This is a genomic window from uncultured Chloroflexus sp., assembly GCF_938091255.1.
GTDB lineage: Bacteria > Chloroflexota > Chloroflexia > Chloroflexales > Chloroflexaceae > Chloroflexus.
The window spans coordinates 1-23,749 of record NZ_CALLJH010000014.1 but is presented as its reverse complement, the minus strand read 5'-3'; the positions used below and the strand labels follow the sequence as shown (position 1 = coordinate 23,749).

The window sequence follows — 23,749 nt, the reverse complement described above, 5'->3', positions numbered from 1 at the left end:
TGGTATGCAACCGCTTGAGCTACAAACAGGCCAGCGCGTCGCGGTGGCCGGCACGATCCTCAATAACAGCGCGCGGACACTGGTCGTAACTCCCGTGCTGCACCAGCCCGTGGCAATTACTCGCGGGCAATTGTTGGTGCTGTGCGAACCGGTTGGGCCAACCGAGCGCGCTGAACATGCCTGCCGGATCGTCACCAAGACCATCCGCCAGACCTTTTATGAAAGCGACGCTACCAGCGCCGCATCGGCGCTGCGATTGGCGATTGTCGCCGCCAACAAAGCGTTGTATCAGGATAATATGCGCTGCGCGCCAGACCGCCGGATTACCGTAGGCGTGACGGCGGCAGCGTTGTTGGGCAACGATCTCTTTATTGCCCAAGTGCAGCCGGCGCAGCTCTTCTTGCGCACCGGCAACACATTGCGCGCTATTCCAACCCATCCGAGTTGGGATCCGGCCCAAGTGAATGTAGCGCATGTAGCGCTGACCGGAGCGCTAGGTGCCAGCCTGTTTGTCGAACCGGAGTTTTTCCGGGCCGTGGTGCAACCGGGAGACGCGCTGTTATTGAGCAGCAGCGCGTTGGTAACCCGGTTTGACCCACCAACGATGGCGGCCTTATTAGCTAGCGGCGACACAGCGGCGATACTAGACGCTGCTTATGAGCGGGCAAGCGAACTGGCGGCCATCGAACTGCTCGCGTTAACCTTCAAAACGCCTCAGCCGCAACCGGTTGCACCACCGCCACCAGCACCCGCGCGCCGATTAGCGAACTGGTTCCGGCGCGCGCCCGATCTGCCAGCCCACCAACCTACACCGGCGCCTGATTCGCTGGCAGCGCCACCACCACAACCGACCTTCTCACCAAACCCGTTGCCACGCCCCGCCCCAATTGATCTCGGCGAACCCCTAGCCGAACGGGTTGCGCAACGGGCAACGCCGTTACCGCCGTCAAGCACGTTGGGCGAAGACCCGCCACGGCTGCCGATCGATCTTGGCGATACGTTGACCGATGCCCGCCCGTATGGCTTACGCCAGCTCGTGCGCCCACCATCTACAATGACGTGGCGCGAGCGACTAGCATGGCCATGGTTCGCACTCAACGACATTGTGCGCGAATGGCGGCGCGAGCGCCAACTACGCCGTAAATCGCTCACGGTCAGCAGTTACGTTCCACGTGGACGAGGCCTCACTTACCGGCGCACAGCGCCGCCCTTCCCGTGGCAGTTGTTGCTGATCACGGTGTTAGTGGTGGCTGGAGCCGTGGTATATGGAATGAATCTGTCGCAGCGCAATAACCTGCAATTAGCCACCGAATATCTGGTAGCCGCGGAAGAACGGGTAGCAGCGGTGCGCACCGCACCCAATGAAGTCGCCGCACGTGAGGCATTACAAATAGCCCAACAGGCGATCGAAGCAGCCCGCGCGAGCGCTGAGATAACAGTGACTAATCCGGGGTTATGGCTGCGCTTTGGCGAACTCGAACGCGAGTACGAACGATTGCTGGCCGCAGTGGATCGGGTGTCGTTCCTTGAACCGGTTGTACTGGCGCGACACCCGTTGCCGAATGGTGTGTTTACCACGGTGATTGTGCCGCCAGCCCTCAGTGGCGTAAGCGATCCCAACCGACTCGAAATCGTGCGCTACCTTTACGCGCTCGATAGCGATCGCGATGCAGCGCGATTGTACCGGATTCCACGCGATGGCGGCCCGCCAGAACCTTACCTCGAACCCGGCCAACCGGTTGGCGCAGCAATTGTCGGGTCGCTGCGCGCGGCGCTCTGGCGAATTGATCAAGTAGTTGCCATCGATCAAGCGCCAAACGGGTTCGGCTACTATTTTCGCCAGAATGACACGTGGAACTACTCGAAGCTGGGGAGTTCGGAAATCTGGCCCACCCCAGAGCGGCTAGATGTGGAAGAGTACGCCGGCAATCTCTATGTGTGGGGGGCACAAGCAGGTGAGGTGTTGAAGTTTGCTTCCGGCCGTTACGGCGACACACCGGAATTTTGGCTCAACCCCGGCGTCACCCGCGATGCTGCTGTATTGTCTGCCATTGATATGGCAGTGGATGGCAGTATTTATCTATTGCAAACCAACGGGACGGTGTTGGTCTTTAGTTTCGGGCAACTGGTTGGTCAGATTGTGCCGGCCAACGTCTCACCGCTCATTACAGAAGTGACACGCTTTGTGATCACGGGCGCACCCGATGCCGGCTTTATCTTTATGCTCGAACCGGCCAACGAGCGTATCTTACAACTTGACAAGCGTACTGGCGCATTGATCCAACAACTTCGCGTGCGGGCTGATGGTGAGATCAACCTAAGCCAACTCACCGCGTTGAGTGTAGATACCAGCGGCGCGCGACCGGTGATCTACTTTGCCAGCGGCAACGTAATTGCGCGGGCGGAATTGCCGCCGCCACCGCGGAGTTTTCGAGACGAAGCGCAGCCATGAGTTGAACGCACCGGCGCGTAAAGGTGATGGGGTTCAATCGAATGATGCACAGCGACCCTTGGCGCAACACAGCCAGTATGGCAATGGTTCTCTGGCTCGTACTTGGGTTCTTCCTCGGCGGTTGCGGCGCAGTGGCACTCGATGAGAATGTTGGTCTAGGCGGCGTGACTCCCGAAGCGGTAGTTGAAAGTTTTCTCGAAGATATTAATGCTGCGCTGGCTGACCCCGCGCTCAACGAGGCAGCAACGCGACAGATGTGGGCCAACCGGCTCGCCAGCTATTTTGCCCCCAGCGAGCGCGCCGATCAGCGACAAGTCATGCGCGAGATGCTTGATGGGTTTGCCAGCGCAAACACCCGCCCGACACGCGGCAGCCGGGCCGAGGTAACAATTAGCTACGATCGCACCCGGGTGCTGCGCGCCGATGACCGCACCGCGTTGGTGGAGATCGCGAATGCCGTTATAACGGTGCGTTGGCGTGATAATGAGGGAAACCTGCTGCTTGAGCGTAACGGCGCTTTATTGCGACTAATCGGGCGAGAAGAAAGCGGCTTGCCAGTCATCCGGGTTGATGGTCGCTGGTATCTGACCGAGGCGGGATAAGACGACTAGCGCCATAGCGATCACTAAGGGCGGGTTTGAAACCCGCCCTTACACCTACATTCCAATGGTCATCTCTCGGGTGCACGTCACGCTGGCAGCGGATTAGGCCCACCCAGACCCATCTGCGGCGCATCGGGCTGGGCCGAGCGATCACTGCTGCGACCGTTTGGCGTTGTACCACCGGTCTTGCTCAGATCGAGCGCCAGCGGCTTCACCCGCCGGATCAGCTCTTCAAGCTGTTCGCCGTCGAGCGTCTCATACTCGATCAGCGCATTGGCCATATCGTCGAGCACAGCCCGGTTCTGAAGCAGGATCTGCTGCGCCGTCTCGTAGGCTTCACTGACGATCGCATGCACCTCTTCATCAATCTGGCGGGCCACCTCATCGCCATAATTGCGCTGCTCACTAATCTCGCGGCCAAGGAAGATAAGCTCTTCCTTCTCGCCGAAGACAATCGGGCCAAGGCGCTGGCTCATCCCGTAGCGAGTCACCATTGCGCGGGCGATGCGGGTCACCTGCACTAGATCGCCGGAAGCGCCGGTCGTCACCTCTTCACTCCCAAAGACAATCTCTTCGGCAACCCGACCACCCAGCGAGACGGCCAGCCGCGCCTTGAATTGCGAGACCGTGCGCAGGCTCAGGCTATCTTCATCGGGCAGGAAGAGGGTATAACCACCGGCCTGCCCACGCGGGATGATCGTCACCTTCTGCACCTTGTCGGCCTTGGGAATAGCTGCGCCGACAATCGCATGCCCAGCCTCGTGATAGGCCACCACCAACTTCTGGCGGTCGGTCATCACCCGCGAGCGACGCTCAGGGCCACCGATCGCGACGCGCTCAACCGCATCTTGGAATTCAGCCATGCTAATCTTGCGCTTTGAGCGACGCGCAGCCAGAATTGCCGCCTCATTCACCACGTTCATCAGATCAGCGCCAGAGAAGCCGGGAGTCTGGCGAGCGATCACTTCGAGGTTGACATCCTCAGCCAGCGGCTTACCCTTGACGTGAACCTTCAGAATCTCGATCCGGCCCCGCACATCGGGCGCATCGAGCACAACCTGCCGGTCGAAGCGGCCGGGGCGCACCAACGCCGGGTCGAGCACGTCAGGCCGGTTGGTGGCAGCAATCACGATCACGTTGGTATTGGTATCAAAGCCGTCCATCTCAACCAGAATTTGGTTGAGCGTCTGTTCACGCTCATCGTGCGAACCACCTAAGCCAGCACCGCGCTGGCGGCCCACGGCGTCAATTTCGTCAATAAAGACGATGCAGGGAGCGTTCCGCTTAGCCTGATCGAACAGATCGCGGACGCGCGAAGCGCCAACGCCGACAAACATTTCGACAAACTCGGAGCCAGAGATGCTAAAGAAGGGCACCCCTGCCTCGCCAGCCACCGCCCGCGAGAGCAACGTCTTACCGGTGCCGGGCGGGCCGACCATGAGCACGCCGCGTGGAATGCGCGCACCGAGGGCAGCGAACTTATCTGGGAACTTGAGAAACTCAACCACCTCGGCCAAATCTTGCTTGGCCTCTTCTTGGCCGGCAACATCGGCAAAGGTGATCGTCGGCTTATCGCCAGCAAACATACGGGCCCGGCTCTTGCCGAACGACATCGCCTGATTGTTACTGCCCTGCGCTTGGCGCATAAAGAAGACAAAGAAACCGATCAACAACAGGGTTGGCAAGAGAATGGTAAAAATGCTTAATAAGCCGCCCCACGCCGGCGCCGGCTGCACAATAACGTTAATCGTGCGCTGACCTTGCTCGTTGCGCAGCGGCACGCCATAATCGGCCAACAACCGCATTACACTATCAGCCGACTCAAGGCGCGAGCGGTACTTCTTGCCATCGTTATACGTCACCACAATCTGCTCATCGCCGGCTTGGGCTTGAATTTCGCGCACCAGACCAGCCTGAGCATCGGCAATCACATCAGCAATGCCTTTTTCTTCCGTCTGGCTTGCTCCCGGCCCTAGATACTGGAAGAACAGCGCCAGTGCAGCGACCAGAATGATGAGGTAGACAAAGCTATTCTTTAACCAACGATTATCACCCATACATCATCTTTCTAGAGGGGTTGCCTCAGTACCCGATTCTGATACCATGCTGGATCAGTCGATTCAGAGGGACATGCCCCGACTACGAGGAATTTTAGGTTGCACGTGACAACATGGTGTTACGCATGCCATCCGTATTGGAATTATAGCATCAGCCGATCGGCAGAGGCAAGGGAACAGATCACAGTCAGAATGTGATCTGGATCACATATATACGGATGGACGACCGGGCAAGCGGCGGTTCCATCCCAACGGTTAGTCAACCGACGGGTGATTAGGAGTCGCGCTGCCGTGCGTCTGGTAATGGTGCCGCACTGCCGTGCGGCTTGGGGACATTCCGGTGTGTTACGACAGGTAGACCTCGGGGCGCAGAACACCGATGAACGGCAAATTGCGATATCGTTCGGCATAATCAAGGCCATAACCAACGACGAAAGCATTGGGAATATTGAAACCGACATAATCAACTGGCACATCGGCGGTGCGGCGTTCAGGCTTATTTAGGAGAGTGCAGATGCGCAGACTAGCCGGATTGCGGCGTAACAGTTGACCACGTAGGTAGGCAAGAGTTAAACCACTGTCGATAATATCTTCGACAATAAGCACATGGCGATTAGTAATATCGGTGTCAAGGTCTTTGATCAGGCGCACGACGCCAAATGACTCAGTGCTGGTGCCATAGCTGGCAACAGCGATAAAGTCGATGGCTAAGGGCAAATCGATCGCACGTGCGAGATCGACCATAAACATTGCACACCCCTTCAACACCCCCACTAAGAGCAGGTCGTGGAGCGGGCGATAAGTGGCGGTGATTTCGGCGGCAAGCTCGGCAACGCGCTGCTTGATCTGTTCCTCGGTAATCAATACATAGTCAATGTCTTGGCGCATACTTACTCCTGTTTCGTAGCGGGAGCAACCATTCCGATCCACATTGTAGCCTGATTTGGTTCAACTGCGGCAATCCCAGCAGCGACGCGCAACCCTGCCAGCCAGAGGATCTGACCGTCGGCAGCGACGAGCAACGGCCAACCATCACGCAACGCGCGCGGTACGTGCAGATCGACAAAGATATCTTGCACACGACGACTGCCGGGCGCACCGGCGGGGCGCATACGGTCGCCGGCGCGGCGCGGGCGCAGCGAGAGTGGGCCAACCGCAGGGCGGGCCAACCCTAGCCACCAGCGATCGAGGTGAGCAGGGGGATAATCCCGCACAACACATTGCCAGCCGTTGGCCAACGGCACGCTGCCATTGTCAGGCAACGACACGGGTTCGGCAATCTGCGGCACGGAAGACGGTTCGGCGGTAGGCAAGCGCAGCGTTACCACCTGTTGATCACAAACGAGCGTCACTTGCGGGGTAAGCCGCATCTGGCTGCCAGCGTGCCCGGCCACCAGATACAGGGCCGCATCAATTTGGGCAAGGCTCGGCTCTTCGTCGCCGAGTTCGGCAATCGCGCGGCGCAGGGCATAGCGGCGCAATGATGGATGCAACGCGCGCAGAGCAGCGCGGTCAAATGCAATGAGACCACGCCGCTGCTCGGCGATGAGCAGCGGCCACTGTGCCGCCAGCGCCTGTTGGATAAAATCGTAGTCTTCGGCGCAGATGCGGGCGGTCCGGCCAAGCGCAGCGGTAATATGCCGGTTTTCGGCGGCCAGTTTTGGTAACAATTGATGGCGGATGCGAGCACGTAAGGAGTGTAAGTTATGGTTTGTCGGGTCTTGGCGAGGAGTAAGACCGTGGTCAGCACAATAGGCAGCGAGCGCAGCCCGCCTGATCGAAAGCAGGGGGCGGAGCAATGGCGGGCCATGGAGCGGCGCTTGGCCCGCGGCAATAGCCGGCGCGGCCCATTCCGGCCACTCGACGCGCGGTCGCATACCGCGTAAGCCAGCTGGCCCCGCGCCGCGCAACAGATGCATCAACACCGTTTCGGCCTGATCATCGGCTTGATGAGCAACGAGCACCGCATCGACCTGCTCGACAGTAGCAGTCCGAGCAAGGAACGCATAGCGAACCGCACGCGCCGTCGCCGCCGTTGTCCCCGCCGGGAGGTTTGCCGACTCAACGATGACGCGCAGCCCCCATGAAGTCGCTGTTGCCACCACGAACGCTGCATCTGCCGCCGACTCGGCCCCGCGCAACCCGTGATCGAGGTGAGCGACGATTGGAACCGGCCCGCCGGTCATGTGCAGCGTGTAGAGCATGTGGAGCAGAGCGAGCGAGTCGCCACCACCGGAAACGGCTACTAACAAGCGGGTTGACGACTGCCCGAAACCTTCAGTACACAGAAACTGGCGCAGGTGATTGAGCATAGATCAGCGGCTATTTTCAATTGCAGGGGAAGGTAGTTAGGCAGCGTGGGTTTGAACTGAAACGCCGGTGAGCAATGCTCACCGGCATTGTGGTGCCGGAGGCGGGATTCGAACCCGCGACCTAACGATTATGAGCCGTTTGCTCTACCGCTGAGCTACCCCGGCACAGCTCCCAAGTGTATCACTGATGTGAGCATTAGTCAAGCGTCGGCCTCACCTCCCTATCATTGCATAGAGGGCCGGCAGAGGCGGGTTTCAAAGCCACCTTCCCCGCTCTGCTACACCATTGCGCAATTCCCCCTCACCCCCCTCTCCCCGCTGGGGAGAGGGGCACCCTTATCTTGGCGAGGAGGCGCCCCCCCGATACAATCGCCACCTTCGTCTGCCCCAGCACCTCGCCCGGCGCACCCCCTCACCCCCCTCTCCCTGCTGGGGAGAGGGGCACCCTTATCTTGGCGAGGAGGCGCAGCGCGTAGCGGTAGGGGCGGGTCTGAGACCCGCCCCTACCGGCACCGGACGCAGCACGTAACGGCGCACTGCTGTGCGCTCCTACGGGGTATCAGGCTCAAGAGGTGCTCCGACGATACATCCGACTCTCGACCATCTCTAGCGCTGCCTCAAGCGTAGACGCCGTGCGGATCAGCGACAAATCTACGCCTAAGCTGACCAGCGTTTGGGCAACTTCTGGCCGAATACCAGCCAAAATGGTAGTGGCGCCCATCAGACGCGCCGCTTGCGCAACGTGCAACAATCCCGCCGCAGCATGAGTATCAATTACGGCAACACCAGTCGTATCGATTACCAACGTGCGCGCATTCATCTCTTCAATAGCCTTTAGCGATGCTTCAAGCAAGTGCTGAATACGCGGAGTATCGAGGGTCCCAATCAACGGTGCAACCAGCGTATCATGCTTAACCGGAATAATTGGGACATCAAGTTTGATCAGCAGTTGATTTAACTGTTGTTGCCTGTGCAGGGCTTCAGCCAACTGTGCCATCGTTGCACGCTGTTCATCGGCGAGTCGTTGGATTTCAGCGGTTCGTTCAACGATACGTGTTTCAAGTTGGGCATTTGTCTGCGCTAATTGCTGATTTGCTTCCTCAGCCTGCTGACGTAGTCTCCGTGCCTCAGCAAGTGCAGTATCAAGACTGCGCGCACCAATGAATGTTATCAACGCACTGACAGTAAGGAGCACCGCTAGATGAGATATTGCAAGTGGAAGAAGCGTTTGTTCTTTTATGTCGGGAGGAATGACAGTCATCGCACCAACTAGTGTAAGTAGACACATACCAAGTACAAGCCATATTTGGTTGGCTGTGAGCAAGATACTCGCCAATAAAACACAAATCAAGAGATAGAATAGATTAAAAGGCGAGTTTGGATTTAGAAAAATACCACTTATAGCCCCCAAACCACTAACAATAATAAGAATATACGCACCAATATTAATAAATCCTTGCCGACCGAGCAAGGCAGCCATGGCAAACACAAGGATAGCTAGGCCTAGATTAATAAATCGTCCGACCGTCGGTGCAAGAAGCGTTAACGTCAGGCCAACTGTCGCTAAGATAGCGACAATCCCCAACGACAGAGATACAAGAATTTGACCGCGGCGCTGTTCGTCAGGGGTGCGGGCGTGTTTGACAGTTGTGAGTGCAGCGAAACGTTCCCACATAAGGCTCTCCTTGCAACGGACGATCGCGGTACCGGGAACCTATTTCGAGAGCGGGTTAGCGCTGGAGGCTCGCAAGCATTAATAGCGTTCACAATGATAGGTTTACAAGGATACTCCTGCTCATCCGATGAGGAGCGAATATGTTTCATTATAGTGATTTTTTCCTTAAAATGCAGGGGTTAAACTACCTTGATCCACCCATCTCTTTTGACAATGTGCGACAGCACATTCTGTATCAAAGACGGCTAACGCTTTCGATAAGGGATCCGATCCGGCTCATTACCAAGCCAACTTGCCAAGGCGGCGCTAAGAATGTACTGGTGAACGTACCAACCCTACGAGCGCCGCCAACGGCAGTGCAGTACGAGGCAAAAAGCCATTGCGCCAGAGACCACCGTGGTTAGCGTTGGCGGTTAGTAGTTCGAGCGGATGATCGAGGGGAATGTCAGGATTGGCGGCGCAATCACGGCAACGAAGGTCATGCACCCAGAGCGCAGCCATCAGCGCGCCGGTCGTTTCGGGGGCAAAGATCTCAACCCCGAACAGACTAGCCCCGTTATAGCCAGCCCGGAGGGCTGGGTTCTTGATCACCGACTGAGTCATCGTCGCCGGAGCCACATTCATCGAGACACGCTGACCACCAGCACGCGCAATGATCGCTCGCCACTGTTGCAAGCGTTTAGCAAGGGCATAGTTCGGCCCCTGTTCAAGGAACAGGCAGTCGACGATCCCATAGCGTTTGCCATTAGTGCTGGCGATCAACTCGCGCACATGCGGTTGCAGCAACCTCCCGCCGCTAAGCGCGCGCACAATCGCTGCCGCAGTCTCTCCCAATGGATAGGCCTTGGCCGCATTGCGCATCGCCGCCAGCGCCGTCTCTTCATTGACGGCGAACATATCAGTAGGGGTCGCCATCGTCATCAAGGTCGTATCGGGGCGGGCAACGCTGACGGTAGCAACGATCGCATCCATAGCCAAAGCGACACGCAGGTGGCGTTCACCGTCGAGATAGGCGAGCGTAGCAATATCGAGCGGACGCTCAAAAGAGAGCAGCCATGTCACGATTTCGGGCGCGTGCCTGAGCAAATCAACGCCAGCGACCGGCAACCACTCATCTGGATCAGCGTCAGGCGAAATTGGCTGCAACGATGGCGCGATCAAGCGAGCATTGCCGGCGCGCACCACTTCGACGATTCGCTGCCAGCGCGCCGGATCGGGCACATCGACCGCAATAAGATTCGCGCGCCAGCGAGCAAGCATAGCGAGCGGCCCTGCTTCAGCGCCAGCACCAAGTAACACGAGTGTGCGATCAGAAAGGTCGAGCCATTCGGGATGATCCAGCACCCGCAACAGGGCGCGAGCGCAACCGGGTTCGATAATCCCAGCAGCTTCCCAATGCGCAATCTGCGCATGCAGCGCCGCGCCGGAGAGACACTGGCCGCGATACGGGATTGAAAAGGGTTCGATCAGGTGAGGGCCGCGACCGTGCAACACCGCCGTATACATCGTATGGAGCTGAGGCCAGCGCATCGCCTCAGCAAGAGGGGCAGACGTGCCATTGCGCAGCCATTCAACCTGCTGCCAAGCAGCGGTTAATCCGGCAGTCGCCATCGTCAGCGCCTGCGCCGGATCGACTGCGGCAGCTTCCGTTAGTGCGCGCACATAGCGGGGGTACCGGCGACGCCAGTTGGTTTCTTGGTGCAGTGCCGTCACGGCGTCGGGATCGATGCCGGTCAGTGCGGCGCTGCAAATGGCGAGATTGGCATGCGTTGAACTCCGTCTACCATCAGGCGCGGGGACGAACTGCAACCCTTCCTCGTGCATCAAGAACATCTCCTTGCTATCAAGCGATGCTCAGATTATAGCAAAGAGTGTGCAGTTGCAAGCGCTGTAACGTCCCATGCATCACGCCACAACCGGATGGTGCGCTAGGGCAAGCGCGGTTTCAGGATTCGGCGCGGTAACAATATCTCCTAAACCGGCGTTAAGATGCACCAGCGTCTGGGCCACGGCAGGCCGAATACCACTGATAATCGTGCGCGCACCCAGCAAGCGAATGGCGGTTGCGGTATCAACCAACGCTTTCGCTACTGCCGTATCGATGACCGTAATCCCGGTGATATCGATGATCACCGTATGCGCACGTCGCTCGGCCACTTCCTCTAGAATTCGGCGGCGCAATTGCTCGGCACGGCGGCTGTCGAGATTACCCACCAGCGGTACTAGCAACACTTGATTGTCAATCTGCAAGATTGGCAATTCGAGGGCCGCTACCAACTCAAGCAGACGTTGCTGCTCAACATTACGCTGCTCCAATTCACGATTTGCCGTTTCGACCTTCTGCCGTTCGTTTTCAGCCTCGTAGGCGCGTTGCTCGGCAAGCTGCAACGCCTGCATCTGCGCCGCGAGGATTTGATCAAGGAAGGCCCAGATTCCAATCAGCAAGGCGATAAGGCTGCTAGCTTGTAAGAAGCGGAGAAGGGGCAGCGGAATCACAGTTATTGATTCATCAGGTACGACTAAAACAATAAATATTATGACAACAATACATACCACCACGATGCCAATCGAAAATAAACGCGAACGATATAGTCCAGCCAGTAGCACGACTACGCTAAGAAACGGCGTCACAGCAAGACGCAACTCTGGAAATAGGAGCACAGTGACAATTTCGTTTACAATAATGGACAATCCAAATGGTATAGTTGCTTGCCAAAGTGGTTGTTTACGCGCTAATAGGAATAGGGTTAGCCCACTTCCCAGACACGAAATCAAAGCAATTGCCAAAATTGCAATAATAGCACTATTGCCGATCACGACAAACGTGACCAATGTAATGGAAGCAACAATCGAAGCAATTGCCAGCGTACCCAGAGCAATTGCTCGCACAATCCGACGGTAGAAGTGTTCAATAAAAGCTTCTGTAGAAAGCATGTTCACACTCCTAATCTATTAGCGTAACTCGATAAGGAAGCGATGTAAATGGTGGAATGCTACAGACGACAACAGTACCTCATTATAGAACATAACCGAAACCAAACAATGCCAATCGGCACATTTTTTCGCTATAATATTGCTGCTATCATCGTTTGGCGAGCATTCCAGCATAGGAGATGATGATGTATACCCCCATGAGAATACCTGCCGCCCGTCTACCTCATTGGCTGAAAACGATTGCGTCCGAAGTCTACCTCTATTGGCGCTTTACTCGGTACGACATCTCGGCCACAGTGATACCCGGTATGCTCTTTATGCTCGCAGCGTGGCACAGTGCCCAACCTGATTGGCACGCACTGCCGGGCCTCGTCGTTTGGGGAATGATCTACTTTTGGCTCTACTGTACCACCTTCTGCTTGTCTAATCAATTGGCTGGTGAAGCAGAGGATCGGCTTAACAAGCCGGATCGCCCCTTGCCGAGCGGCCTAGTATCGCGGCGCGGTACCTGGATACGCTGGTTTGGCACGATGATCCTCTTCACTTTAGTTGGCTGGTGGTTAGGTGTCGTTGAATGGACCCTCCTCTGGCAAGTTACCCTCACGTTACACAATCTGGGTGGATTCGCGCGGCATTATTGGCTGAAAAATCTCGCAATGATGCTCGGTGTCATTGCCCAGTTGGCAGCGGCTTGGCAAATGGTGCGACCACTAACACCAGAAGCATACACATGGTTGATCTTTGCCGCATTAACGGCTTTTGCAAATATATCGATCCAAGACCTACGCGACATTGATGGTGATCGACTGAATAATCGCCGCACGCTGCCGATTGTCTTCGGCACCAATTTCACTCGAGGGTTTGTAGCAGTGGCATTTGTATTATCGGCACTCCTTACCCATTTCGCCCTCTTCGTCCCATTTGGGTTGAATGTCGGTGCGCTACTCCTTGATCTCGTTCTAGCTGGACTATGCCTCGTCATCGCTGGCCGGGTGTTGCTGTTTCGCACAACGGCTGCCGATCACGTCTCTTATATGCTCTACACCTATTGGTACTGCTTTGTGCTAGCGGCAGCGATCGTCGTGCTGTAACCACACCAGCCATAGCCAGCGCCGAAGATGGTGGCAGGGTGTACCACCATCTCCGGCGCTGGCATACCGGATTGTTGGCCCGCCCGATCTGATTGTGGAGGTGGTATCACCGGGCACAGCCAGCTATGACCCGGCGTGAGAAGCGTGATCGCTACGCTGCTGCTGGAGTGCGCGAGTATTGGATCGCCGATCCCCAGCCATCGGGTGGTAGAACTGCTGACGTTAGAGGAAAGCGACTACCGCGCCGAGCATGTCTACCGCGGGCAGGTGATGGTGCCAAGCATGGTGTTGCCCGAATGGCAGACAGCGACCGAGCAATTGTTTGGTGACATAGCGGCGTGGTAGGAACACGGCGACGCTGTGTCCCTACCACGCCACCGCCCGACATCAAAACCGGCTCCACAGATACTGATTCGTCACCTCGTGATGGAACTGCACCTCAGCCCGCTTGATAAGCGTACCGAGTTTGCGCGGACAACGGTCTGCTACCGTCGTCTTGAGATCGACGAAGCGGGTATGAACACCTTCACCCAAAATCTGGGCCATAAAGGCGCTCTGGCGGAAGTTGGCAATCGCGTCGTAGATGTTATCGGGCAGAGTTGCCGTGCCATTACGCACATCAGTGGTGGGCAGCGGCCCTTCGAGACCGGTGCGCAGCAAGGCGTAGATGGCCAGATAGGGATTAGCATCAGGCGCAATCGAGCGCACCTCGATGCGAGCCGAACGGGCATTACCAATTGGAATGCGGATCATCGAACCGCGGTCGGTCGGCGACGCCTTGATCTGGTTGGGTGCCTCGAAGTGGGGATCAAGCCGACGGTACGCATTCACGCTCGAATTCAAAATCAGGCAGAGATCTTGCCCGCTGTTAAGAATGCGGTCGATAAAGCTCCACGCCAACTCCGACAACCGTTCGGGGCCGTTAGCATCGTAGAAGAGATTCACCCCTTGCCGTGCCAGCGAAATGTTGGTGTGCATGCCATTGCCATTCACACCAGTGACCGGTTTGGGCAAGAAGCTCGCGGTCATGTCGAGCTTACTGGCAATCTGGCGGCAGATCAGCTTGTAGAGCAAAATCTGGTCAGCAGCAATAGTTGCCTCGGTGTAGCTATAATTCATCTCGAACTGCGAGGGCGCAACTTCGGGGTGATCCTTTTCATTTTCAAACCCCATAGCCCGTTGCGCTTCCGCCGCCATATCAATAAACTGGCGCAGTGGATCACCGGGTAGCGAGTGATAGTAACCGCCGGTGCTGACCATCGTAAACTCACCGGTCTCGCGGAAGCGCTGCTCGGCGTTGCGCCCCTTGAAGAGAAAGCCTTCAATCTCGGTGGCGATATTGCAGGTTATGCCATCACGCTCATACAGCTCATTCACGTAGCGGTGCAGCCGGCCACGCATATCGGCCTCGTATGGCGAGCCATCTTGGTTCAACACATAGCCAAAGACCAGCACCTTGCCGGGGCCAAAAACATCAGCCGGCAGCCAATAGAATGCCGACCAGTCGATAGCAAGGCGCAGATCCGACTCGGCTTGCACCGAGAAGCCGCGCACCGACGAACCGTCGAAGGTCAGGTTATCGGCAGAAGCAAGGAGAAACTTTTTGTCGTAATCAAGCATGTGCAGGCGGCCTTCGAGATCGGTGAAGCAGACCGTCACTGCTTTAATCCGGCGCTCATCGGTGAGGTAGCGCATCCGCTCTTCGCGCATCACATCCGGCGAGACGCGAGCCAAGCGCTGGCGCTTCACGCTCAGGTTCAACTCTTCCAGTTGCTCATAGGGAATTTCGAGAAAGTCGCGCAACTCGCTCATGGAAGTTCCTTTTCACTAGACAACAGCGTGGTTGTTAGCGCGTATTATACTCCGAAGAGCAACAGCCGCCGTTACCGGCGGCTGGTGGCGAGAGCAATGACCAGCGTTCTAGCTGGGCTAGCGAATTTCACTGACTTGCCAACCCAACACCGTTAAGGTCACGATTACCTCAAGTCTGCTTTCACCGTGAGGGCAAGCGAAGCGGAGCGGAATAGCGAGTTGGGTACCGGGGATGGGCCAATCAGGCACGCGGTATGGTCCCAACACGAAACTGGCCGGACGATGGGCATGCTGCCATGCTGAGATAAGCAGGTCGAGCGAACCCGGACGATCCATCTGCGCGGCGAAAGCCGCCAACTCGGATGGATCGCCGTGTTCAACGGCAGCGATGAGATCGCGAATGATCGCGGTGGGCAAACGGTAAGGTTGGGTTAGCGCCAGCAGGTTGCGCGCAAATTGGTCTTGCGCCAAACGACCAACTGGTGGGATGGCAAAATTGCTGAACAAGATGACTAGACAGCACACCCAACCGAAACAAGCGGTGCGCATAGCGTATCCCGGGTAACATAGCACCGGCAGCAGTGTGGTCTCCGCTGCCGGCTCGCTCCTTATTACTTCAACGTGCGCAGGTACGCCATGAGGTCGGCCATTTCTTGATCGGTCAGTTTATGCTCAGGCATATAACCAATCCGACCGGTACCGCCGGTACGGATCCATTCGGCAATATTCGCCTCACTCCGCTCCTTGCCATTCGGCAACATGCCGTTGTAATCGACACCTTTGGGAAGAACCGGCCCCTTAGCACTGAACAGACCGGCCAACCCCGGCCCGACTAAGACCTCTTTGGAAGTGGTATGACAAGCGGCGCATGGCCCAAACCGCTCTTTGCCGCGCTTGGGGTCGCCCTTAGAGGAAATGGAAGTATCGGTCAATGCTACCGGCAACGTTTCGCTCGCCTGAGACGAAGACGAATTCGCCGCATTCTGATTGCCGCCACAAGCTGTCAAGAGCGCGATCAACAGGAGCGTGAACATCCACGCGCTGGTGCGATTCATAATGTCCTCCTTGAGCAAAGTGCGCTAACTACCACTGCACCGCAGATGCAGCTTTGACATTTTTCACCGGCAATGACGGGAACAGCAGGCGCAAGGAGAACATGCGCGGCGGCGGGGTTGGGGGAGGGAGAGGACTAGTGCGAAGGAGAGCAGGGTGATGTGAAGCCAAGAGCAGGATGAGCGGCACAACAAGCAGCACCGCAACCCATAGCGGCGGCAACGCTTCGTAGACTGCACGCGGATGCACCGTAGCAATGGGGGCAGCATCGTCGGTGATCGTTCCGTCGTGGCGCAGATCGCAGAAAAAGAAATTGGGTGAAGCCTGCTCATACATCCATTGCTGGATCAGGCAGTGCAATACGCAACTAAGCGGGCTGAGCACACCCAACTCAAGCACGACGATGATAGCCACGACCCGCGTGCTCCAATGCTTCAGGATATGCAATTGCCGGCGCAACCGGCGAAAGAGGAAACTTGTGCCGTTTTTCACGGCTTGATCGTAACGTTAGGAGTATGCATTGTCAAGAGGTGAACACCGGCAAAAAGTGGCATAACAATTAACATTCACCAACAAATGTTGTCGTCAATCAACACAAAGGCGCGAAGTTCCGGTTTGACGAGCAAGCGAAAATAGACCGATAAGCATACGTATGGATGAGACTTACAGAGCCTTTAGAAAAGACCCACATTACGGGAAAGATGGTACATATAGAAGGAGAAACTACAATTCGCTTATTACCCTCAACCATCGCCCACCGGTGAGAGGGAGGATCGCATGCGATAGCTGATTCGGGGATGGGGTCAGTGTCGTTCTTTCCTTCACACGTAAACGTCAAGGATGGCTCTGCTATGCCCGACTCATAGGCACATGTAGTCTAGCAGGCAAGGCAAGGCGACACTGACCCAGCAGTTTCTGAATTCGGTATGCTGTTCGACGAATATGGTCGTAAACCAGATCGTGCAAGAAACGTGAACAGTGCCGAATGATACCGGCAAGTCTTACTTCAACGTGCGCAGGAATGCTAGCAAGTCTGCCATCTGTTGATCGTCCAGATTATGCGGCGGCATGTAACCAATGCTCCCGGCACCGCCACTACGGATCCATTCGGCCACATTTTCTTCACTACGCTCCTTGCCATTTGGCAGCAGACCGTTGTAATCCACGCCTTCCGGTAACACCGGCCCTTGAGCACTGAAGAGACCAGCTAGACCCGGCCCAAGTAAGACCTCTGTAGAGGTACTGTGACACCCAGAGCAAGGAATAAACAGATTTTTACCCCGCACCGGATCGCCGATAGATGAGATGGGAGTCGCGATCAAGCTTGGCGGCAACAGCTCAGCCAATTGCGATACATTGGCTGACTGCGCAGCGTTCGCCTGCGATGCCTCGGTCGCTTGGGCAGCGCTCGCCTGCGATGCCTCGGTCGCTTGGGCAGCGCTCGATGGTGCATTATTCAATTGCATTGCATGAGCCGATTGCGTGGTAACCGACTGCGCGGTGTTTTGCGATCTACCACAGGCCACCAAGAACGTGATCAGCAATAGGGTAAACATCCATGCGATCGCGCGGTTCATGCCCTTATCTCCTTTGCAAATAGGTGTTAACCATACTACAACGAGAAACAATACGAACCTCTCCCACACGCAACGTAAACGTGCGGAACAGCAATCACTAGCGAGAGATGAGGAACGGTAGGTCAGGAGAAGAGGGACATCATAGGCGCCACCCACTAAATAGCAATCGTGAGCGACGGCAGAGTTTTATAGAACGCATTGGGCAAAACGCTAAGAGGCTCATTTGACCTGTGGTGAAGCAGTATGCTGACGGCATCACACACGTACAGCCAGAACCTGTACCGTGACGGCACAGTTTATCCTTCATCTCCGCCAGCCATCCCTCGCAACAATGAAAGTTTGCCCCAGCCATACAACCTATTCCACGCGCGTTTTGACCGAGAACGGGATGCCTGCTGCTTTCCATCTACCCAAGACCACACTTCAATAAGGCAGTCTGGCTGATAACCAGCTCAGCTTGCTATTCTTGGCGGCTTCTACCGGCTCTGTCGATTAGGCAATGTATTCGGCATTTGCTAACCACGCTCAAACGTTGCACGTGGATGGGTGGTTGGATCAGGTGTAACGGTTGGTTCTGGTGGAGGACCAGTATCAGTCCAGCCTTGGCTCTCAAGCGTCATAGGTACGTCAGCAATGACCATATCACGGTCACACACGATCTGACAGGAAAGGCGGTATTGACCTAAGAGACCGCGCTCGCTGAGTTTTGCGTACTCAGCGGCAGTCATTTCATCTGGTTCGCCAGCCGCAAACGCAACTCGGCACGTCGTACAGCGAGCATAGCCACCACAACGATGGCCAATCGCAATTCCAGCCTGTTCGATCGCAAGCACTAATCTCGTCCCAGACGCAACATTGATCGAGTAGTCACCTATCGTAACCGTGGGCATGCTTCCTCCACAGATTAATGCAGCGCGGGAATAAGACACATATACAATACCACTAGTTTCGCGTTGCGTCAATCAGGATGCACAACATCGATCAATGTATGTGCTGTAACAAAAGAGTGATATACGATCGTATTTCAGCAACAGTTTCATTGTGAAACAAATCAACAATTTGATCATCCGGCTGCTGATTGAGCTGATCCAGCGCCTGCCGCAGGACACGACGGGCAAGATCACGTTGCTGAAGCCGAATCGCGATACTCGCCATCCCAACGAGGCCGAGCACGAAGTGCGGATCAAGGTAGACGCTACGACGGTAGCAGGCTAACGCCTCGTCGAGATGGCCGTGATGTTCAGCAATCTGGGCTTGCAGATAGTACACCGGCGCAAAGAGCGGATGATCGTTCAGCAGAGCTTGCACATGCGCTTGCGCGACTGCCCAATCGCCGCGATCGGCGGCATTACGCGCGTGACGGAGTCGTTCTTCAGGCGATGACGGAACTGGCGCGGTTGCAGGAGGGGGTCGGAGGATTGGTGGAGATGCGAGTGGTGACGACGGGGTAGACACAGAGCACGCAGCGCCTACCGGCGTAAAGGGCGGCGCGTACAAGGGTTTGCGATACAGAACAGTACCCGGTGCGTTGTGCGTTTCAAATTGGCGGTAGAGGGCAAGATTTGGTTCGGCATGCCCAACCACTAACCAGCCGCCGGGAACGAGCGAGTCGTACATCCGCTGAATAATGGGTTGGGTAGTGGCTTCATCGAAGTAGATCAATACGTTGCGGCAGAAGATAACATCAAACGCAATAATGCCCGATTGCGGCGAAGGGTAGATCGGCTCGACGAGGTTAAGCTGCGCGAAGACGACATCACGCTTGACCTCATTCCGCAAGCGCCAGCGGCCTCCTTCGGGAATGAAATAGCGATCACGCACATACTCGGGCGTTTCGCGAAACGACCAGTTGCCGTAAACCGCCTCGCGGGCGCGTTCGAGAAAGCGGAAATTGATATCGGTCGCTAAAATGCTGATCTGCCACGGCGGATCGGCAGGCAACGTCTCACGGAGCGTGATGGCCAATGAATACGGTTCTTCGCCGGTCGCGCAGCCAGCGCTCCAGAGCCGCAGATAGCGCACCATACTGCGCCGCTGGATGAGATCGGGCAAGATGACCTCGCGCAACGCGGCAAACTGGGCGGCATTGCGAAAAAAGTAGGTCTCGCCAATCGTGAGTTCGGCGATCACTTCGTTCCATGCGACAGGCGAGCGTTCGATTAATGCCAGCAGTTGGCCCAGATCAGCCACACCAAGCTGCTGCGCGGCGCGTTGCAAACCATAGGCCAAGTCGGCGCGACGTTGCGGGGGATAGGAAAGACCCGTGCGCTCGCGCACGAGGGTGGCAAACCGTTGATAGAGGTCGTCACTCAGCATAGTCAGTCCTTGGGCTGGACTGGAGTGAGCAATGCAGCAACCGAAAGCCCTAACCGTTCAAGTGGCAATTCATAGCGCACCGCACCCAACGCTTTAGCCGCTTTGGGCATACCATACACCACACACGAAGCTTCATCTTGGCCAAAGGTGATAGCACCGGCAGCGGCCAACTCAGCCAACCCTTGCGCACCGTCTTCACCCATACCGGTCAGGATAACGCCAATAGCACGCGCGCCGTAATGGCAAACAACGCTGGCAAACAACCGGTCGGCGCTGGGACAATAGCGGTCAGTGTCACTGATAGGGATCACGCCAACTGTGCCCGGTTGTTTAATCACGAGATGCAGGTTATCTGCCGGTATGTAGACGTGACCGGGCGTAAGCGACAGCTCGCGCGTAACCACATGGATGGGTTGCGGCACAACACTCGCTAGCCAATCAGCTAGCGCCTGCGCAAAACCAACCGCCATATGCTGAGCAATAACAACGGGAACTGGCATATGCGCACCGAGATCGGTGAGCACTGTTTGCAATGCGGCCGGGCCACCGGTTGAGGCAGCAATTGCCACAATATCAATCTGGTTAGAGGTGCGATGCAACACCGGTGTCGGCTTGGCACGCGGCGGATGGCGAGTGACCACCTTGACGCCAGCCATGAGACGCAGGGTACGGATCAAATGCTCGCGATCAGTCGCACTCGCCGGATCAGCCGGTCCGGCTGGTTTGCGCACGACTGCCAACGCGCCAGCAGCTAATGCCGCCATTGCCCGCTGTTCGGCATTGCCGGCACTCGAACTAAACAACACGATCGGAGTTGGCTGATGCCGCATAATCTGGCGCGTCGCCTCATAGCCATCAAACACCGGCAAATGAATATCCATCGCCACCACGTTTGGCCGCAGACGGATTGTTGATTGTACTGCTTCCTGACCTGTTGTCGCTGTACCAACCACTATCAGATCCGGTGTGGCAGCAAGATACGCGCGGAGTAACTGTAACTGGCTAGGCGAGTCTTCGACGAGCAAGACTCGAATCGGTGCAGTATACGGTTTCATAGCACTCCTAGCCAACATGTTCAGAAACAGACGCTATTTGGGCATAGGCAGCTAGCACTGCCGGATCAAGCACCGGCATCACACCGTTGTTGGTATGGAGGGATGCCATCAGGACATTACTGCCGATAGTCAGAGGGGTCAGATCAGTAGCTTGCGCTTGGTACACACCGTAGACCTCATCAACCAGCAAGCCGAGTTGCGGTTGATCGACATTGACTCCTAGAATCATCACCATGGTATTCAAATGAATATTCACCGGCTGTTCAAGCAGGTAATGCCCGATCAGCACTGGGATCAGTCGGCCATGGAAATCGAGCAGGCCAGCGATAACTGGGAGCGCACCAGCAACCGGAGTTATGGCCGGCAACCGCACCACCTGTTGCACGACTCTCAGCGCAAGGGCAAACATCTGATTGCCGGCGCGGAAGGTGACAAAGGTATGTGACATCATAAACTACCTCGCACGCATCTTCATTGCCAGATGGCAACCAAGTGGCGATTGCTGCACCTTCACTTCATCAACCAGCGTGTACGCAGTTTGAACGTCTGCTTGACGGGTTGCCCGGTGATATGCCTCAGATTCGGCTTCGCACTCAATGACCAATGCGTGATGGATATCACTATCATCGCAATGAATCGTGATCGTGCTGCTGCTCAATTGGCAGATTAACGCGCGCACAACTTCGCTCACCGCTGCGGTCACTCGCGCCTGTTGCGAAGGCGTGAGTGCCATGGTACGCGCGCATTGGCGTAGCATCTGGCGAAGGAGAATGAGGTCAGCGTCAGTGCTGACAGTGATTTGTTGCTCTTGGACGTGGTTCATAGCTTATCTCAGAGCAAGCGCGCGATGGTTGCCAACAACGCCTGTTGGTCGAAGGCGCGTTTGACAATATACGCATCGGCGCCTGCCGTCAAACCGCGCTCGCGGTCGGTTGGATTATCGAGCGAGGTAACCAACACAACCGGCAAGTGGCGGAGTTGCGGATCCGAACGAATGCGCTCAGTCAATTCAAAGCCGTTGAGCCGTGGCATATCCACATCACTCAATACTAATTGGCAGCCGCCGTTGGCTTGCAACGCACGCAATTGGTCGAGGGCCTCTTGACCGTTGGTGGCGAGCTGTACGCGATACCCAGCGGCTTCGAGAATATTCTTTTCGAGGGTGCGGGTTGTAATTGAATCATCGACCACAAGGATGGCCGGCGCTTGCGCTGAGACAACTGTTTTATCGGGCAAAGCCACGGTTAGGCGAGCCGCCATCGCTACCCGAATCATATCAACCGGATCCAGAATCGGGGCCACACTGCCATCGGCAAGGATCGCCGCGCCACTCACGAACTGTACTCGTTGTAACGGGGCCGGCAGGCGATGAACAACTAATTCTAGCTCTTCACTAATTGCATCAACAAGACAAGCGATTTGCCGCTCGTTCACACCGAGGATCAGCACCGGTTTAGCTTCATCCAGATCAATCGTGCTCTCGCTGTTGATCCCCAACAACTGTCCCAATGGAATCAGCGGTAATGGCCGTCCTTCCATTAACAACACTGCGCGCCCTGCCAACATCCGCACCCGTTCGCGGGTAGCCGGCACGATCCGTTGCAAACTATCCAGCGGGATGGCAAAGGTATGTCTTGCAACGTGGATCAGCAGACCATGGGAACGTTGCAAAGTCAGCGGCAAGCTGAGAATGAACGTGGAGCCTTGACCAAGCGTGGTCTCAACCCTAATCTGCCCACCCATCCGTTCAACGCTCGTGCGCACGACATCAAGCCCCACCCCGCGCCCCGATAATGCGCTGACGCTGCTCTTGGTCGAAAAACCGGGGACGAAGATTAGGTCGAGCAACACGGTTTGATCAACCGTCGCTTGCTCACGAGTTAACAACCCGCTGGCGATAGCGTGCTGACGCACCCGTTCCAAATCAATCCCGGCACCATCATCACTCAGCGTAATAACCAGCCGATCACCAGTTGTAGTCGCAACGAGCTTCACCAGTCCGGTGGGAGACTTACCCTGCGCCTGCCGCACCTCAGGCGACTCGATACCGTGATCGACGGCGTTACGCAGCAGGTGCAAACACATCTCACGCACCTGTTCGAGGACTTGCCGATCTGCTTCCGCGCCGCCATCATCGATCACAAATTCAACCTCTTTGCCGGCGCTCCGGGCCAACTCACGCACATGCAAGCGCAACGGCCCGACAATCCCGCTGAGCGGAGCCATTCGGGTTTGTTGGACATAGGCTTGCAACCTGCCACTGATCGCGCTCAGGCGGTCGTGGTCTTCGCGGGCACGGGCAGCAACACGACTGATCGCTGCGCTGAGCGCATCAATGAGCGCATTCGCCTGTTCTAGGGTCGTTACGAGGGCTTGGAAGTCGTCGCTATCGGTTTTGCCAGCGGCGTGAGGCGCAGCGCGGCGCTGCACACGCCGTGCCACTGGCGCTGCGCGCCGCCACGTGCGTCGCCACCGTTCAAATTGGGGGGCGAACGCTTGCAGATCACGCGCCAACTGCCGTGAGCGCAACGTGCTGGTCAGCAATTCACCGACTTCATGCATCAGGTTATCAAGAATACCGACATCTACTCTGATGCTCGTTTCAGCCGGAGTGACCGGCGCCGAAACGGCGCGCGCAGGCATTGCCGGAACCGGTTCGGGCGCCGGCGGCGTATCAGTCTGCGTGATCGCGGCCAATTGAGCTAACATTGCAGTAAAAGCCGATTCATCAGCAATCACACCGGGCACGGCCTGATCCATCAATGCGCCAATAAGATCGAGCGCGTGATATATCACATCGCAGACATCAGCAG

At 56.6% G+C, this 23,749-nt stretch carries 21 protein-coding genes and 1 tRNA gene; 4 read left to right on the top strand and 18 right to left on the bottom strand.

The window, feature by feature from the left end:
- The first annotated feature begins 4 nt into the window (after nucleotides 1-4).
- Entirely contained in the window at nucleotides 5-2,452 is a 2,448-nt protein-coding gene (locus Q1A00_RS05980) for a hypothetical protein (RefSeq protein ID WP_299755730.1), read from the top strand.
- 77 nt (nucleotides 2,453-2,529) lie between these two features.
- Entirely contained in the window at nucleotides 2,530-3,054 is a 525-nt protein-coding gene (locus Q1A00_RS05975) for a hypothetical protein (protein ID WP_298482255.1), read from the top strand.
- An 86-nt stretch (nucleotides 3,055-3,140) separates the two neighbouring features.
- Here Q1A00_RS05975 and ftsH read toward each other — a convergent pair whose 3' ends face one another.
- From ftsH to Q1A00_RS05940, 7 genes are all read right to left on the bottom strand, one after another.
- Nucleotides 3,141-5,111: an ATP-dependent zinc metalloprotease FtsH gene (ftsH, locus tag Q1A00_RS05970; protein WP_298400678.1), complete on the bottom strand. Its 1,971-nt coding sequence runs from the start codon at nucleotides 5,109-5,111 to the stop codon at nucleotides 3,141-3,143.
- Between the two features lie 345 nt (nucleotides 5,112-5,456).
- A complete protein-coding gene (gene hpt, locus Q1A00_RS05965; RefSeq protein WP_298400680.1) occupies nucleotides 5,457-5,999 on the bottom strand; it encodes a hypoxanthine phosphoribosyltransferase in 543 nt (180 codons plus the stop codon).
- Between the two features lie 2 nt (nucleotides 6,000-6,001).
- Nucleotides 6,002-7,423 (bottom strand): tRNA lysidine(34) synthetase TilS, encoded by a 1,422-nt coding sequence (tilS, locus tag Q1A00_RS05960; RefSeq protein ID WP_299755725.1) that lies wholly within the window; start codon nucleotides 7,421-7,423, stop codon nucleotides 6,002-6,004.
- Between the two features lie 90 nt (nucleotides 7,424-7,513).
- Nucleotides 7,514-7,588: transfer RNA gene (locus Q1A00_RS05955), tRNA-Met, on the bottom strand.
- Nucleotides 7,589-7,988: 400 nt separating this feature from the next.
- Entirely contained in the window at nucleotides 7,989-9,098 is a 1,110-nt protein-coding gene (locus tag Q1A00_RS05950) for an STAS domain-containing protein (protein ID WP_298400685.1), read from the bottom strand.
- Between the two features lie 306 nt (nucleotides 9,099-9,404).
- A complete protein-coding gene (locus Q1A00_RS05945; RefSeq protein ID WP_299755825.1) occupies nucleotides 9,405-10,922 on the bottom strand; it encodes a hypothetical protein in 1,518 nt (505 codons plus the stop codon).
- An 81-nt stretch (nucleotides 10,923-11,003) separates the two neighbouring features.
- Complete coding sequence (locus tag Q1A00_RS05940; RefSeq protein WP_299755723.1) at nucleotides 11,004-12,032, bottom strand: STAS domain-containing protein; 1,029 nt, start codon at nucleotides 12,030-12,032, stop codon at nucleotides 11,004-11,006.
- Nucleotides 12,033-12,229: 197 nt separating this feature from the next.
- Between Q1A00_RS05940 and Q1A00_RS05935 the strand changes: the two genes are divergently transcribed.
- Both Q1A00_RS05935 and Q1A00_RS05930 read left to right on the top strand, forming a co-directional pair.
- Entirely contained in the window at nucleotides 12,230-13,123 is an 894-nt protein-coding gene (locus Q1A00_RS05935; RefSeq protein ID WP_298490524.1) for a UbiA family prenyltransferase, read from the top strand.
- Between the two features lie 144 nt (nucleotides 13,124-13,267).
- Nucleotides 13,268-13,468, top strand: coding sequence for a hypothetical protein (locus Q1A00_RS05930; protein WP_299755720.1), 201 nt, complete (start codon nucleotides 13,268-13,270; stop codon nucleotides 13,466-13,468).
- Between the two features lie 42 nt (nucleotides 13,469-13,510).
- On the opposite strand, the gene Q1A00_RS05925 is transcribed toward Q1A00_RS05930, so the two are convergent.
- The 11 genes from Q1A00_RS05925 to Q1A00_RS05875 form a co-directional block, all read right to left on the bottom strand.
- Nucleotides 13,511-14,935 carry a glutamine synthetase family protein gene (locus Q1A00_RS05925; protein ID WP_298400696.1) on the bottom strand — a complete coding sequence of 475 codons (1,425 nt, stop codon included), beginning with the start codon at nucleotides 14,933-14,935 and terminating at the stop codon, nucleotides 13,511-13,513.
- Nucleotides 14,936-15,052: 117 nt separating this feature from the next.
- Nucleotides 15,053-15,484 (bottom strand): hypothetical protein, encoded by a 432-nt coding sequence (locus Q1A00_RS05920; RefSeq protein WP_298400699.1) that lies wholly within the window; start codon nucleotides 15,482-15,484, stop codon nucleotides 15,053-15,055.
- A gap of 62 nt (nucleotides 15,485-15,546) precedes the next feature.
- On the bottom strand, nucleotides 15,547-15,990 hold the full coding sequence (locus Q1A00_RS05915) for a cytochrome c (RefSeq protein WP_298400702.1): 444 nt from the start codon (nucleotides 15,988-15,990) through the stop codon (nucleotides 15,547-15,549).
- 28 nt (nucleotides 15,991-16,018) lie between these two features.
- Nucleotides 16,019-16,480, bottom strand: a complete 462-nt coding sequence (locus tag Q1A00_RS05910) for a hypothetical protein (protein WP_299755717.1) — start codon at nucleotides 16,478-16,480, stop codon at nucleotides 16,019-16,021.
- A gap of 509 nt (nucleotides 16,481-16,989) precedes the next feature.
- Nucleotides 16,990-17,565 (bottom strand): cytochrome c, encoded by a 576-nt coding sequence (locus Q1A00_RS05905; RefSeq protein WP_299755714.1) that lies wholly within the window; start codon nucleotides 17,563-17,565, stop codon nucleotides 16,990-16,992.
- A gap of 515 nt (nucleotides 17,566-18,080) precedes the next feature.
- Nucleotides 18,081-18,455, bottom strand: coding sequence for a 2Fe-2S iron-sulfur cluster-binding protein (locus Q1A00_RS05900; protein WP_298400709.1), 375 nt, complete (start codon nucleotides 18,453-18,455; stop codon nucleotides 18,081-18,083).
- A gap of 91 nt (nucleotides 18,456-18,546) precedes the next feature.
- A complete protein-coding gene (locus tag Q1A00_RS05895) occupies nucleotides 18,547-19,881 on the bottom strand; it encodes a CheR family methyltransferase (protein WP_299755709.1) in 1,335 nt (444 codons plus the stop codon).
- A 2-nt stretch (nucleotides 19,882-19,883) separates the two neighbouring features.
- A complete protein-coding gene (gene cheB / locus Q1A00_RS05890) occupies nucleotides 19,884-20,936 on the bottom strand; it encodes a chemotaxis-specific protein-glutamate methyltransferase CheB (RefSeq protein ID WP_299755708.1) in 1,053 nt (350 codons plus the stop codon).
- A gap of 7 nt (nucleotides 20,937-20,943) precedes the next feature.
- Complete coding sequence (locus Q1A00_RS05885; protein WP_299755706.1) at nucleotides 20,944-21,387, bottom strand: chemotaxis protein CheW; 444 nt, start codon at nucleotides 21,385-21,387, stop codon at nucleotides 20,944-20,946.
- A gap of 3 nt (nucleotides 21,388-21,390) precedes the next feature.
- On the bottom strand, nucleotides 21,391-21,759 hold the full coding sequence (locus Q1A00_RS05880) for a hypothetical protein (RefSeq protein ID WP_299755703.1): 369 nt from the start codon (nucleotides 21,757-21,759) through the stop codon (nucleotides 21,391-21,393).
- Between the two features lie 8 nt (nucleotides 21,760-21,767).
- A partial coding sequence (locus tag Q1A00_RS05875; RefSeq protein WP_299755700.1) for a response regulator occupies nucleotides 21,768-23,749 on the bottom strand: 1,982 nt, incomplete at its 5' end.